We start from the raw sequence: 13,299 nt of genomic DNA, 5'->3' as shown, positions 1-13,299 counted from the left end.
AGGGACCCCCGATGACACAGAACGAAAACCGGCAAAGGCGCCGGGGCCTCATCCGGCCGCTTACCCTCATCGCCTCCGTTGCGCTGGCCCTGTCTGCCTGCGGCGCTCCGGCCGCGGCGCCGCCGGGTCAGTCTGGCAGCGCAGGGGCCGGTGGTGCCGGCAGTTCCAAGGTGACCATCGGCATCGGTGGCCAGACGCTCCTGACGTACCTCCCCACGACGCTCGCGCAGGAGCTCGGTTACTACCAGGAGGAAGGCGTGAACGTCGAGCTCCAGGACCTGCAGGGCGGCTCGAAGGCGCTGACGGCCATGATCGGCGGCAGCACCAACGTGACCAGCGGATACTACGAGCACACCATCCAGATGCAGGCCAAGAACCAGAAGATCAAGGCGTTCGTGGACATGGGCAGGTCCTCCGGGCTGGCACTGCTGGTCGCACCGAAGAACGAAGGCAAGATCAAGACCCTTGCCGATCTCAAGGGCAAGAACGTAGGTGTGACGGCCCCGGGGTCGTCCACGGACATGTTCATCAAGTACCTCCTCGCCAAGAACGGGTTGCAGAAGACGGATGCGGCGGTGTCCGCCATCGGCGCCGGTTCATCGGCGGTCGCGGCCGTGGAGCAGGGCCAGGTCGATGCGGCCGTCATGCTCGAGCCGGACGTGTCAGTGCTGACCAAGCGGATCGGCCACGACCCCGTGATCCTGGAGGACGTCCGCACGGCCGACGGACTCAAGGAAGTCTTTGAGACTGATGCGTGGCCGTCCTCCAGCCTCTACGCTAAGACCGACTGGCTGGACGCGAACAAGGAGACGGCCGGCAAGCTCGCCAAGGCCATCAAACGGACCCTGGAATTCATCGACGGGCATTCCGGCGAGGAGATCGCCGCAAAGATGCCCGAGAAATTCGCCGGCGGCGACAAGGCCCTTTATGCCAAGGTGATCGAGGACCTGAAGAAGACGCTCAGCAAGGACGGCGCCTTCACCGAGAATGGCATCCAGGCCGTGTTGAAGACCCAGCAGGTGGCAAATCCGGAAGTCGGAAACAAGGACATCAAGCTGGAGGAAACCTACACGAACGAGTTCGTGAAGTAGGACCGCCCTGCAGAAGCACCGAGTAGGCCCGTCATCCGGAATCGGATGGCGGGCCCACTTGCTTTGAAAGCCCGACGGCGGCCCGCACGGCAGGGCGTCAGGCGTCCGGCTCATCCCGGCGTCGCAAGTCCAGGCGTCCGGTTCATCCCGGCGTTAAGAGTTCCGGCGTTGAAAGTCCCCAGGCCAATCGGACCTGCGGATCCGGCCCAGCTCCTGGACCGGCCCGAGGTGCCCCCATTCATCGCGCCCGAGCCGCGCAAGCGGTCCGAGGAGATCGATCCGGGGATGGTCGCCCTCCAGGACGTCCGCGGAGATGGCGGCATGGGTGACCTCGCCGAACACCAGGACGCAGTCGCCCATCGCGAGCGTCGAATGCAGCCGGCACTCGAGGGCCACGGGGGACTCCGCCACCCGCGGCACACCGACCGTCAGGCCAGGCTCCCGGGTCACGCCAGCGGCGTCGAACTCGCTGACTTCCGGCGGGAAGTTGGTGCCGGTCGCGTTGACCTCGGCCATGAAATCAGCCGGCGCAAGGTTCACCACGAACTCACCCCGCGCCGAGATGTTCCGCAGTGAGTCCTTCCTGCCCACCGAGGTGAACTGGATGATCGGCGGGGTCACCGACGCGACGGTGAAAAAGGAATGGGGAGCAAGATTGTCCACCCCCTCGGCGGACGTGCTGGATACCCAGGCGATGGGGCGGGGAACAACAACGGCCGTCAGGAGCCGGTAGAACTCGGCGGAGGGCATCCCGGCGGGACTGAAATCCTTGCGCACGGTCCCAGCCTAACGGCCCGGTTTTTACCGTGCTGACCAGCCGCCGTCCATGGTGTAGCTGGCGCCGGTGACCATGCCGGCGTCGTCGGAGGCCAGCCAGGCCACGAGCGAGGCGACTTCCTCGGGCTCCACGAGCCGCTTGACCGCGGACTCGGTCAGCATGACCTTGGCGAGGACTTCCGACTCCGGGATGCCGTGGACCTTGGCCTGGTCCGCGATCTGCTTTTCGACGAGGGGCGTGCGGACATACCCGGGATTGATGCAGTTGGACGTGACTCCGTGCTCGCCGCCCTCCAGCGCCGTCACTTTGCTCAGCCCTTCCAGGCCGTGCTTGGCGGAAACGTAGGCGCTCTTGAAGGGTGAGGCCCGGATTCCGTGCACGGATGACACGTTGATGATGCGGCCAAAGCCGTTGGCGTACATGTGCGGCAGGGCCGCCCTGACGAGCAGGAACGGTGCTTCAAGCATGAGCCTGAGGATCCGGCGGAAGGCTTCGGGCTCGAAGTCCTCGATGGGGCTGATTTGCTGGATGCCGGCGTTGTTCACCAGAATGTCGCAGTCGAGGCTCAGCGCCGCGAGGACGTCCACATCCAGGAGGTCCACAGCCCATGCCGTGCCGCCCAGCTGGTCGGCGAGGGCCGCGGCGCCGGCTTCATCCACGTCAGCCACCACTACCTTGGCTCCCCGCGCGGCAAGCTCCCGCGCACACGCTGCACCGATGCCGCTGGCACCGCCGGTCACCACGGCCTTCCGGCCGCTAAGGTTCTTTGCGTTCATGGTCTGCTCCTCACAGTGTCAACACTGACACGTGCCATGAATCACGGCACTCTCGGTCCACCTGAGTATTGCTGCAGAAAGTTCCGGGTTCAATAGCCAATCCAGCACGCGTTTCGTGCAAAATTGCAGATATGGAAGCCAATCCGGATGATCTGCTGGTGCTGCTCGCGGTGTCCCGTTCGGCGAAATTCACGACGGCGGCACAGGCCTTGGGACTTAACCACACCACCGTTTCGCGCAGGATTGCGGCCTTGGAGAAAGCGCTCGGCGGGCGCGTCCTCTCGCGGGCGGCAGGCGGCTGGGAGCTGACCGAGCTCGGTGCGCAGGCTGTCATGGTTGCGGAACAGGTCGAAACCGCGGTGCGTGCGCTGGGGCCTTCCGGCCGCCCGCCCGACCCGGTGACCGGCGTCGTGCGCATGACCGCGACGGACGGCTTCAGCGCCTACATCGCCGCCCCGGCTGTGGCCAAACTGCGGCGGGACCACCCCGGCCTCAGCGTCGAGATCGTCACCGTCACGAGGCGGGCGCTGCAGCAGCGCTCCGGGCTCGACATCGAGGTGGTGGTGGGTGAACCGCAGGTGCACCGGGCCGAAGCGTTCCGTCTGGGTGAATACGTGCTGGGCATGTACGCCTCCCGCTCATACCTGGAGCAGAACGGAACTCCGGACTCCGTGGAAGCCCTGACCACGCATCCGCTGGTGTACTTCGTGGACTCCATGCTGCAGGTGGACGATCTCGACGCTCCGCGGCGCCTGGTGCCGGCGATGCGGGACGGGGTCAGCTCCACCAACGTGTTTGTACACGTTGAGGCAACCCGGGCAGGAGCGGGCATCGGCTTCCTGCCCTGCTTCATGGGCGACAGGCATGCCGATCTCGTGCGCCTGCTCCCCCAGCACTTCGCCGAACGGCTCCCCTACTGGATGGTGCTGCGGCCGGACTCCATGCGGCGACCGGCTGTCGCGGCCGTGGTCCAGGCATTGCGCGAAGAGGTGACGGACCACCGGGAGTCGCTGCTGGGACGCGGCGGAACTCGCTGATCGCTCCGTAACGGCACTTTCAGGCAAAAAACGGCAATTACGGAGCAACTGTTGGGGCTGCTGGGTCGTGCCGGACCGGCGCCCCCGCGGCGAAGGCGCGCACCTTGTCGTCGTTCCAGATGTGGGCGGGCACCGCGCCGCCCAGGAGCCGGCGTGCCAGCCGGGGGTCATCGTCGAACGGCAGGTCGCTACCGGCCATCACCATGTTTCCGTAGCGGCGGCCCTTCAGCATGGCGGGATCAGCAATGATCACGGTGTGCTCAAAGGCAGCCGCGATGGTGGCGGCGTCTTGGCGTGCATTCTTCAGGTCAGGGGCATCGCCCGAATTCACCACGTAGATGCCGCCCGGTGCCAGCACGCGCCTGGCATGGCCGTTGAACTCGCTCGTAGTCAGCGGACGCGGCGTCAGCGCACCGGCGAAGACGTCCCGGATAATGAAGTCGCGGGTCTGCGGGGTGAGCGTTTCGGTCACGGCGCGTGCCTCGCCCACACGCAGCCTCAGCAGCGGAGCCTTGGGGAGGTCAAACCAGCCGCGGACGTAGTCGGCCAGCTTCCCGTCCAGCTCCACTACAACCTGGCGGGCGTCGGGGTAGGCGGCGTGGAAGTAGCGGGCCAGGGAACACGCACCGCCGCCGAGGTGGAGACCTCGCAATTTGGGCCGGGATTCCGGGGGCCAGCGGGATTCGATGAGGGCGGCCATCCAGCGCATATATTCGAAGTCCAGAAACAACGGATCGGCGAGGTCGATATGCGAACTCATGACGCCGTTGATCCGCAGCAGCCAGCCCGTCGAATTGTCCTGGTCCGCAATCAGCTCGCAGTCCCCGGTGTCGATGTAATAGACGCCCTCGACGGGACCGTCCGGTCGGGCGCCCTTGGCCAGCTCCACCACTCCACGCACCGCTGTGTCAGCCGTGCCGCCACCGAATTTGCCGCCTGATTTGCCGCGCCGTGCCATCAGTTGTCCGCCGCTTCCGTCATGATGCAAGCCTAGTTGACCTCCGTGCCGCCGGTTGAGCCAGTCGAAACCTCGATCTCGTCAGGCTCGACCAGCGAAGGCTAGGCTTCCGAAACCGCAGCACCCTCGCCGTCGCGGATGCGCTGGACCATGGCCGTGGTTGAACGCTCGGCCACATAGTCCAGGATGCATACCCGCCCGCCGTAGGCTTCCACGCCCTCGGTCTCGGCCAGCATTTCGGGTGTGTAGTCGCCGCCCTTGGCGTAGATCTCCGGATGCAGCTGCTCGATCAGCGGAATGGGCGTGGGGGTATCGAAGACCGTGACATAGTCCACGCAGCTCAGAGCCGCAATAACGGCCGCCCGGTCCGCCACGCTGTTGATGGGACGGCCTGGGCCCTTGAGCTTGCGCACGGAGTCATCGCTGTTGAGCGCCACTATCAGGATGTCCCCCAGCTGCTTGGCCTGGTTCAGGTACCGGGTGTGCCCGCTGTGCAGGACGTCGAAGCAGCCGTTGGTCAGGACCACCCGCTGGCCGTCGCTGCGGTGGGCACGGATGTGCCGTTCCAGCTCATCTGCCGTCAGGGCGGTGTCAGCGAAGCTCTCGAGGTAGCGCCCCAACTCGTGCGTGCCGCACACGGACGTCCCCGGGTGATGGACCACAACGTCGGCGGCCGCCTGCGCCAGATCCAGGCTGGCCGTCAGCGGGAGCGAGGCAGCCCGCGCCAGCGTCAGCGCGGCCACGAACGTGTCGCCCGCCCCGGACGCCTGCTTCTCGGTAGCGGGCCGGGCCCAGGTCCGGTGGGGATTGCCGGCGGACGGGATCAGGACGGTGCCGTCGCGGTCGAGCGTGACCACCACGGCCCGCGCCCCCGTGGCCTGCAGCAGCTGTTGCCCGTGCTCCGTGACGACGGCAGCGCGCTCCGGCCCGCCGGTGAGTCGGCGGTCCAGCAGCCTTGCGGCCTCCTGCGCGTTGGGCGTGGCGAGGTCCGGTTGCAGCGCCGCCCACGGGCGCGGGTCGTGCGCGTCCACCACCACCAGCCGGTCCGGTTCCCGCCGCGAGAGGCATTCTATGAGCCGGGCGCGGACAGGCCCTGCCAGAACGCCTGTCCCGTAATCGCAGATCACCACGGCGTCCTGGCGTTCGACGGCGGCCGGCACCGCCGCGGCGAGCCCCGCCAAAGCGCCGTCCGGAATGCTGGCGGCAGCGTCGTCGAACCGCAGCAGGACCTGGCCGCCGCTGCTGATGCGGATTTTCGTGGTGGTGACGATGCCCGGATGTTCGGTCAGGTGGCTCGTGTCGACGCCCGCGCCAAGCAGCTGGCGTTTCAGTTCCGCCCCGGCGTCGTCCGTTCCGATGATCCCGGCCACGCTGACGCGGGCGCCCAGGGCCGCCAGGTTCATGGCGGTGTTCGCGGCGCCGCCCGGGGAAAATTCGCGGCGGTCGATGTCCACCACGGGGGCCGGCGCCTCCCGGCACATCCGCTCGCTGCTTCCGCTCCACCAGCCGTCGAGTATGAGGTCACCCACCACCAGGACTGCGGGGCTCTCCTCTGCCAGACGCTGCGGAAGCCACGCCGCCAGGCCACGCTGTTCGGAGAGGTCCGGCCGGCTCTCGCGGGGCAGGCCGCCTCCGGCTATGCCCTGCCCCCCGGCTCCCCCTCCCGTCATTGTGCTGCGCCTTCCCCGGCGGCGGCGGAGCCGGCAGCCGACGGGCCGGCCGCGGAGGAGCCGGCAGCGGACGGGCCGGAGCTGGCAGAGACCTCGGCCGAGCGCGGGGCCAGAGGCGGCGGTGCAGCGATGTGCACCACCTTGACCCGGGTAAATTCGTCCATGAGTTCGGGGCCGTAGCCGAAGCCGTGACCGCTTTCGCCGCGTGGCTGGGCGGAACCGCCGGGAGCCCCGCCGAACACTTCATTGACTTTGACTGTCCCCACCGGAAGGACGGCGATTGCCCGCTGGGCGTGGGCGATGCTTCCCGTCAGGACCGTCGCAGCCAGGCCGTAGCGGCCCGCCGCGGCGAACTCGAGGCCCTCGTCGAAGCTATCCACCACGCGCACCGGAGCCACCGGGCCGAAGGTTTCTTCCGCCATGACGTCCATGGTGTCCGTGCAGTCCAGCAGAACCGTGGCGGGATAAAAGGCGCCGGGACCGTCCGGAACTGCTCCGCCCACCGCCGCCCGGGCGCCCAGCCGCACTGCTTCGGCAACATGGCGATGGACGGCCTCACGCAGGCGCGTATCCACCAGCGGTGCGATCCCGCCGGCACGGTTGCGCTTCCGGGCCTGCTCCGCTAGCGCCTCGCAGAACTGTACCGCCACGGCCCGGTGGACATAAATCCGCTCCACCGACGTGCAGATCTGCCCGCTGTTGCTGAAGGCTCCGATGGCGGCCTGCTCCGCCGCCCAGCCCGGATCCACCCCTTCGTCCACGAGCAGCGGATCATTGCCGCCGTTTTCCCGGATCACGTGGGCCCCGGACGCGACGGCAGCGCGCGCAATGCGTGCGCCCGTGTCGCTGGACCCGACGTGCGCAAAAACGTCAACGGTCGCCTGCTGCGTGAGAAGGGCGCCGACGTCGGATCCTCCGGTCAGGGTCAGCAGCACACCAGGCGGGAAGACGGATGCCAGCACCTTCCCGAGCCGTTCGCCCACTCCGGGGCAGCGCTCACTGGGCTTATGGACCGCGGTGTTGCCGGTGACCAGCGCCGCGCCGATCAGTCCGCACGCCACTGCCACAGGATCGTTCCACGGCGTCAGCAGCACGGCCACGCCGCGGGGTTCGGCCACTGTGTAGTCGGCCGCGAGCAGGTTGCCCCGCAGGCTGAGGCCGCGGTGCACGGGGCCAAGCTCTGCGTACTGCTCCAGGGTTGAAACTCCGGCAGCAACCCCGGCGAGAGCCTCTTCCGCGGGGCGCCCCGTCTCCCGCGCGTTGATATCCGCCAACTCCGCGGCAGCCCCGCCGAGGGCAGCGGCGGCCGCCCGCAGCAGCTTGCCCCGCTCCGCCGGTGGCGTGGCGGACCAGGCGGACCCGGCGTCACGGGCCTTCTCCACAGCCCGTGCCACATCTTCGGGCCGGGCGGCCGGGAACCTTCCCGCGACGTCGCCCGTGCGGGGGTCCCGGATGGTCAGCACGTCGTGGGCAGTGGCCAGGAAACTCTCGGTGGTCGCGTGCATGTGGCTCCTCGCTGGGTTCGCTTGGTGCGTGCCTCTACGGAGCAGGTGATCGCCCGACTCGTGATCCCGCCGTCTCCTGACCTCATCCGTACCCCGCCCTTGTCGGTTTACACGCCTGTGCCGTCAGGAGTTTTCGGCGCTGGCGGCCGGCGCTGGCGGGGACTTATGGTGGCCCCACGGGAATCCGCACACCTGACCTGATCCGTCCGTAGCCGAAGGGGCTGACGCCATGGAACACCTCAACCCCGACTTCGGCGGTGCACGCGCCACCGGCTATGGGGTGGGCCCGGTCCTGGAGAGATTCAGCGACGTATCGCGGATCGCCGTGCTGCGCGGTGGCGGCCTGGGCGACCTGATCTACGCCCTGCCGGCCGTCTCGGCGCTGAAGGCCGCCTATCCGGAGGCCTCCGTCACCCTGCTGGGCACCCCCATCCACGCAGAGCTGCTGTCCCAGATTGAAGGGCCCCTGGACGAAACGCTGATTCTGCCGTTCGCCGAGGGCGTCCGGCCGGGAGCCGAGGATCATGGCGAGCTGGACCGGTTCTTCGGCGAAATGCGCGCCAGGAAATTCGACCTCGCCGTCCAGCTTCACGGCGGAGGGCGCTACTCAAATCCGTTCCTGCTCCGCCTCGGGGCACGCCACACCGTGGGCACCAGGACCCCTGACGCGGCCCGGCTGGAGCGAACCGTGCCGTACGTGTACTACCAGCACGAGCCGCAGCGGGCGCTGGAAGTGGCCGGGTTCGCCGGGGCCCCGCCCCCTGGGCTGGAGGCGCGCGTCCGTGCCTTGCCGGAGTTCGCACAGCAGCTGGCCCCGAGACTGGACGCGCTGTTCCCGTCCGCTGAGGCGCGGGGCACTGTGGTGATCCATCCGGGCGCCACTGATCCGCGGCGCCGCTGGCCGGCGGACCGCTTCGCCGCTGTGGCCAGAAAAGCGGCCGACGACGGCTTCCGGGTCGTGGTGGTCGGCGACCACACCGAAAAGGAACTGGCGGAAACAGTGGTGGAAGCCGCCGTCGGCCACGCCAAGGCGGACTCCAAAGGGGCCAGCAACAGGGCACCGCAGGTGGCTTCCTTGGCGGGCCAGCTCGGACTGGGCGAGCTCGCGGCGCTGCTCGCTGCCTGCTGCGCCGTGGTGGCAAATGACAGCGGACCGCGCCACCTGGCCCAGGCACTCGGCACCCCCACCGTGGGCATCTTCTGGGCCGGCAATGCCATCAACGCGGCACCGCTGGGACGGACCCTGCACCGGATCCATCTCGGCTGGGCGACGCACTGCCCGGTCTGTGGAATCGACATCACCCAGGTGGGCTGGACGGCGCCGCGGTGCCGCCACGACGAATCCACCGTGGAGGCGGTCGCCCCCGACGCGGTCTATGAGGACGTCCGCCAGCTCACGGCCATGAACCTTCCTCCTCGTGGCAGATGAGCATCTCGCGGATCTCGCAGCCCGCGGGCTGTGACAGCACGAACAGGATGGCCTGGGCAACGTTGGCGGGATCGTTGAGGCGGGAATCGTCCTGCGGCTTGTACTGCTCCGCACGGTCGTCGAAAAAGCGTGTCTTCATGCCGCCCGGGATCATGGTGGTCACCCCGATCTCGCCACCCGTTTCGGCAGCAAGGGAGTGGCTGAAGCCCACCACCGCGAACTTGGAGGCGCAATAGGCCGTGGCCTCAGGGAGCGCCCGCTTGCCCAGCGTGGAGGCGATGGTCACCACCCTGCCACGGGAACGCTTCAGATACGGCAGAGCCGCCCGGACCACCGACACCGTCCCCAGAAGGTTGACGCCGATGACACGTTCCCATTCATCCGCGTCCACATCCTCGAGCTTTCCGCAGCGGTCAATCCCGGCTGCTGTGACCACTGCGTCCAGGCCGTCCAGCGTTTCTGCCGCCTGGCGAACAGCCTCGCTCACCGCCGCACGGTCCGAGACGTCAACTTCGAAGGCCTTCGCCGCCGAGACGTTCCGGATATCCCGGTCCAGCACCACCGGAGTCCCGCCCGCCCGCAACACTGCATCTACGACGGCGGCCCCCAGGCCGGAGGCCCCGCCTGTCACCAGGACGCGGCCGGGCCGAAAAGTCGATTCATTCATGGTGTTCCTTTCGTTCGGGACTGTTTCACGTTTGTCGTGTTCCTCAGCTGACCTTGGCCAGCGCGTCCGCCAGGACAGACGTGGACCGGGCCTGATGGAACGGCACCGTCACGCACCGCCCGCCCCAGCTTTCGACGAGACCCGCTTCGGGCAGCTGCGATGCCTGGTAGTCCCCTCCCTTCACCCAGATGGCCGGGCGCAGGAGATCCAGGCACGCCTGCGGGGTGTCCTCCTCGAAGACCATCACGGCGTCCACGCATTCGAGGGCAAGGAGAAGCTCGGCCCTGTCTTCCTGGCTCACGATGGGCCGCTGCTCACCCTTGATTCTGCGGACGGACTCGTCCGAGTTCAGGCACACAATCAGGCAGTCACCCAGATCCCGCGCCGCCGCCAGGGTTCGGACGTGGCCGGCGTGCAGCAGGTCGAAGCAGCCTCCGGTCGCCACCACGGTTCCCCCTTTCGCGCGCACCCTCCGGGCCAGGGCATGGGCATCCCCGTCCCGTCGGTGCCGCCAGACCGGCCGGTGGCGGTCCGGAAGGGAGGCGACTCCCCCTGCACCCAGGAAATGTGCGGCCTCGTGGATGGCAAGTTCAACGGCGTCGTCGAGGCCGCGGCCTTCTGCCAAGTGCACCGCCAGGCTGGCAGCAAGCCTGTCACCGGCACCGCAGGGATCGCTGACGTCGGTCGGCGGCGCCGGGACGATCCGCGGCGAGCGATTCCGCGTTTCCACCAGCAGTCCGCCCCGCTCCCCCATGGTGACGAGCACGGCCTTGACCTGCCAGCGGTCCAGCAGGACACCCCCCGCTTCGGCAATTTCCGCAGGCGTGGCCGCCGCACTGCCGGCTGCCTTGGCCGCCTCGGCCAGGTTCGGCGTAGCCACCGCCACACCCGGCACCGGCACCGCACCCAAGGGGTGCGGGTCCCACACGATCGGAACGCTGACTGCCAGGGCCGCGAGGAGGGACCGGATTTCCGGATTCGCGGCCAGGCCGCGGCCGTAGTCCGCAACGATAATGACTTCCGCCTGTTCAATGGCCGTCAGCATGCCCGCCGTCGCCCCCGGAACGGCCGGGCGACCGCAGTCCTCGTCCACGCGGACCACAGGGTGGCGGCCGGCCCGTACCCGCGTTTTCACCGGCGTCCGGGCACCCGAGGGTCCGGCCACCACCCGTACACCGGCGAGCGCGCCTTCCAGCTCCAGGGACGCGCCGTCGTCGGAAAGCACGGTCACCAGGGTGACGCGGTGCCCGTCATGGGCGAGCATTCGGGCCACGAGCCCGGCGCCGCCCGCCCGCCGCCGGACTTCAGCGATGTCCACCACCGGCACCGGCGCGTCCGGGCACAGCCGGGTCGCCTCGCCGTCCAGGTCCACGTCCAGCAAAACGTCGCCTACCACTGTGATCCTCATCCGCGGTCAGCCTCCAGACCGGGGACGCCGCGGCTCTTCCGGGTGACCTCGGCCTCGAACGCCCGGCACATGGCATGCAGCGCAATCAGATGCCCCTCCTGCGCGTTGGCTGATACGGCGTCGATGGCCACAGCGTCGTCGCAGCAGGCGGCCAGCGGATTTGGCGCCGGCCCGGTAAGCGCCCAGGTGGTCACGTTGAGCCGGGCAGCCGCCTCGGCGGCGCGAAGCAGGTTGGGGCTCTTGCCGCTCGTGGACAGCAGCATGAGGACATCCCCGGACCGCCCGTGCGCCCGCACCTGGCGGGCAAAAAGTTCTGCGTAGCCATAGTCGTTTGCGATGGCCGTCACGGCAGAACTTTCGGCGTGCAGCGAGATCGCCGAGAAGGGCACCCGTTCGCCGTCGAACCTGCCCACCAGTTCGGCTGTCAGATGCTGGGCCTCGGCAGCCGAGCCGCCGTTCCCGGCCGCGAGCAGCCGCTGCCCGCTGAGCAGCCGCTGGGCCAGCTCAACACCCCAGGCCGCCAGCCGGTCGGCCTGGCTTTCAAGCGACCGCAGCGCCGGCAGGACACTTTCCAGATGGATTCTGACAGCCTCCCGGGAGGCCGCTGGGACGGTGATGTCCGGATCCAGTCTCTTCCCTGTGTGCGGGAAACCCGCAGGCCCGGAATCCACCGGCGGCAGGGACGGAAGCTCAGCTTCCTGCAGGGACCATTCCGTTGTCACAGTGCCGCTCCTTCCATCGGTTCCAGGCTGCTGGACTGCGCGGTTCCGGCTATGGCCAGCTGGTACGCCGTTTCAGTTTCCGCCGCGACCCGGCTCCAGGAGTAGCGCGCCTTGGCCCGACGTTCGCCGTTCTGTCCCAGTTTCCTGCGGAGCGCGGGGCTGGACAGTAGGGCTGCCACGGCCCCGGCAATGGCCTCCGGGTCCTTCGGCGGCACGTGCAGGCCAGTTGCGTGGTCCACCACGCTGTCCGTCAGGCCGCCCACAGCTGCCGCCACCACCGGGATTCCGCAGGCCATGGCTTCCAGCGGGACAATGCCGAAGGGCTCGTACCAGGGCGTGCAGGCTACGGCATCCGCGCTCCGGAAGATCCCCGGCATGGCTTCCCGCGGCACCTGGCCGCGGAGCTCCACCTGGTCCGCCACACCCAGGTCCCGGGCAAGGTCGAGCAGGCGGCGTGCCTCGGGATCCTGGCCGTCCGCCCCTGCGCCGCCCCCGACGATGAGGAGCTCGACGTCGTCGAAGCCGGCTTCCCGAAGGTACGGCAGGGAGCGGATCACCAGGTCCACCCCTTTCCGCGGGACGAGCCGGCCCACCGACAGAATGCGGTGGGCGCGGGTCCGGGCATCGGCCGGACCTTCGCTGGAGAACAGCTCCAGGTCCACCCCGCACGGCGCAATCGAGACCTTGCCGGTAGCGATCCCCATCGACTTCAGTTCGAAAACCTCGTCGGAGCAGGTGGCAATGATGCGGTCCGCCGACCGCCCCACGGACGGCTCGAGGAAACTGCGCTCCGCCGGGCTCGTGTCATCCGCGCCCTGATACCGGCGTTTGACTGTCCCGAGGGCATGGAACGTCTGCACCACGGGGACCCGGAAACCGGCCGGCCCGCGGCGCGCGGCGTCCAGCGCGGCGATTCCGGACATCCAGAAGTGGCCGTGGACCACGTCCGGCGGCTCGCCGCCCCAGTGAAGGACCACACCGTCGGCGAGCGCGCCCATGAAAGGCAGCAGTTCGTCCTTGGGCACATGGGTGGCGGGACCGGCGTCCACGTGGACCACCTCAAGCCTGGGCTGCACCCGCACCGTTGCGGGCAAATCCGGCGAATCGCGCCTCGTGTAAACCGTTACCCGGTGGCCGCGCCGGGCCAGGGCGATGGAAAGCGCAGCCACGTGGACGTTTTGGCCTCCCGCGTCCACTCCGCCAAGCGCCGCCAAGGGACTCGCGTGTTCCGAAATCATTGAGATCTTCAATGGGTAGT

Annotated in this window: 12 protein-coding genes; 3 read left to right on the top strand and 9 right to left on the bottom strand. The window is 68.6% G+C overall.

Annotated features, from left to right (window positions below; translation table 11 throughout):
- Window positions 1-11: 11 nt before the first annotated feature.
- Window positions 12-1,091, top strand: a complete 1,080-nt coding sequence (locus LQ144_RS15375; RefSeq protein ID WP_230119576.1) for an ABC transporter substrate-binding protein — start codon at window positions 12-14, stop codon at window positions 1,089-1,091.
- A gap of 153 nt (window positions 1,092-1,244) precedes the next feature.
- Here the strand turns inward: LQ144_RS15375 and LQ144_RS15370 are convergent, their stop codons facing one another.
- Together LQ144_RS15370 and LQ144_RS15365 are read right to left on the bottom strand one after the other, a co-directional pair.
- Window positions 1,245-1,868 carry a flavin reductase family protein gene (locus LQ144_RS15370; protein ID WP_230119575.1) on the bottom strand — a complete coding sequence of 208 codons (624 nt, stop codon included), beginning with the start codon at window positions 1,866-1,868 and terminating at the stop codon, window positions 1,245-1,247.
- Window positions 1,869-1,892: 24 nt separating this feature from the next.
- Entirely contained in the window at window positions 1,893-2,645 is a 753-nt protein-coding gene (locus LQ144_RS15365) for a 3-hydroxybutyrate dehydrogenase (protein ID WP_230119574.1), read from the bottom strand.
- Window positions 2,646-2,776: 131 nt separating this feature from the next.
- Here LQ144_RS15365 and LQ144_RS15360 point away from each other — a divergent pair, with 131 nt between their 5' ends.
- A complete protein-coding gene (locus LQ144_RS15360) occupies window positions 2,777-3,682 on the top strand; it encodes a LysR family transcriptional regulator (RefSeq protein ID WP_230119573.1) in 906 nt (301 codons plus the stop codon).
- 37 nt (window positions 3,683-3,719) lie between these two features.
- On the opposite strand, the gene LQ144_RS15355 is transcribed toward LQ144_RS15360, so the two are convergent.
- The 3 genes from LQ144_RS15355 to LQ144_RS15345 all read right to left on the bottom strand — a co-directional run bounded on the left by LQ144_RS15355 (window position 3,720) and on the right by LQ144_RS15345 (window position 7,815).
- Complete coding sequence (locus LQ144_RS15355) at window positions 3,720-4,640, bottom strand: fused MFS/spermidine synthase (protein WP_230119572.1); 921 nt, start codon at window positions 4,638-4,640, stop codon at window positions 3,720-3,722.
- 101 nt (window positions 4,641-4,741) lie between these two features.
- Entirely contained in the window at window positions 4,742-6,310 is a 1,569-nt protein-coding gene (gene rfaE2 / locus LQ144_RS15350; RefSeq protein ID WP_230119571.1) for a D-glycero-beta-D-manno-heptose 1-phosphate adenylyltransferase, read from the bottom strand.
- Window positions 6,307-7,815, bottom strand: a complete 1,509-nt coding sequence (locus tag LQ144_RS15345; RefSeq protein ID WP_230119570.1) for an aldehyde dehydrogenase family protein — start codon at window positions 7,813-7,815, stop codon at window positions 6,307-6,309. Before LQ144_RS15345 ends, rfaE2 (LQ144_RS15350) begins: the two co-directional genes overlap by 4 nt.
- 229 nt (window positions 7,816-8,044) lie before the next feature.
- On the opposite strand from LQ144_RS15345, the gene LQ144_RS15340 reads away from it, so the two are divergent.
- Window positions 8,045-9,244, top strand: coding sequence for a glycosyltransferase family 9 protein (locus LQ144_RS15340; RefSeq protein ID WP_230119569.1), 1,200 nt, complete (start codon window positions 8,045-8,047; stop codon window positions 9,242-9,244).
- Here the strand turns inward: LQ144_RS15340 and LQ144_RS15335 are convergent.
- The 4 genes from LQ144_RS15335 to LQ144_RS15320 are packed head-to-tail and all read right to left on the bottom strand — an operon-like array spanning window position 9,210 to window position 13,291.
- Window positions 9,210-9,911 carry an SDR family oxidoreductase gene (locus LQ144_RS15335; protein WP_230119568.1) on the bottom strand — a complete coding sequence of 234 codons (702 nt, stop codon included), beginning with the start codon at window positions 9,909-9,911 and terminating at the stop codon, window positions 9,210-9,212. The genes LQ144_RS15340 and LQ144_RS15335 overlap by 35 nt on opposite strands.
- 43 nt (window positions 9,912-9,954) lie before the next feature.
- The gene (gene rfaE2, locus LQ144_RS15330; RefSeq protein ID WP_230119567.1) at window positions 9,955-11,319 is read right to left on the bottom strand and encodes a D-glycero-beta-D-manno-heptose 1-phosphate adenylyltransferase; all 1,365 of its coding nucleotides are present in this window, start codon (window positions 11,317-11,319) and stop codon (window positions 9,955-9,957) included.
- Window positions 11,316-12,041: an SIS domain-containing protein gene (locus LQ144_RS15325; protein WP_230119566.1), complete on the bottom strand. Its 726-nt coding sequence runs from the start codon at window positions 12,039-12,041 to the stop codon at window positions 11,316-11,318. Before LQ144_RS15325 ends, rfaE2 (LQ144_RS15330) begins: the two co-directional genes overlap by 4 nt.
- Window positions 12,038-13,291, bottom strand: coding sequence for a glycosyltransferase (locus LQ144_RS15320; protein ID WP_230119565.1), 1,254 nt, complete (start codon window positions 13,289-13,291; stop codon window positions 12,038-12,040). The genes LQ144_RS15325 and LQ144_RS15320 overlap by 4 nt, the downstream gene beginning before the upstream one ends.
- Between the last annotated feature and the right edge of the window lie 8 nt (window positions 13,292-13,299).

It is taken from the genome of Arthrobacter sp. Bi83 (assembly GCF_918698095.1).
Classification (GTDB): Bacteria; Actinomycetota; Actinomycetes; order Actinomycetales; family Micrococcaceae; genus Arthrobacter.
Note: the sequence above shows the minus strand (reverse complement) of the source record. Positions and strands in the feature narration are given on the sequence as shown.

Bases quoted from the DNA above. Each gene is read 5' to 3' on its own strand.
- LQ144_RS15335 (WP_230119568.1), bottom strand. From the start codon at position 9,911: ATGAATGAATCGACTTTTCGGCCCGGCCGCGTCCTGGTGACAGGCGGG.
- LQ144_RS15365 (WP_230119574.1), bottom strand. From the start codon at position 2,645: ATGAACGCAAAGAACCTTAGCGGCCGGAAGGCCGTGGTGACCGGCGGT.
- LQ144_RS15375 (WP_230119576.1), top strand. From the start codon at position 12: ATGACACAGAACGAAAACCGGCAAAGGCGCCGGGGCCTCATCCGGCCG.
- LQ144_RS15360 (WP_230119573.1), top strand. From the start codon at position 2,777: ATGGAAGCCAATCCGGATGATCTGCTGGTGCTGCTCGCGGTGTCCCGT.
- LQ144_RS15345 (WP_230119570.1), bottom strand. From the start codon at position 7,815: ATGCACGCGACCACCGAGAGTTTCCTGGCCACTGCCCACGACGTGCTG.
- rfaE2 (WP_230119571.1), bottom strand. From the start codon at position 6,310: ATGACGGGAGGGGGAGCCGGGGGGCAGGGCATAGCCGGAGGCGGCCTG.
- rfaE2 (WP_230119567.1), bottom strand. From the start codon at position 11,319: ATGAGGATCACAGTGGTAGGCGACGTTTTGCTGGACGTGGACCTGGAC.
- LQ144_RS15340 (WP_230119569.1), top strand. From the start codon at position 8,045: ATGGAACACCTCAACCCCGACTTCGGCGGTGCACGCGCCACCGGCTAT.
- LQ144_RS15355 (WP_230119572.1), bottom strand. From the start codon at position 4,640: ATGGCACGGCGCGGCAAATCAGGCGGCAAATTCGGTGGCGGCACGGCT.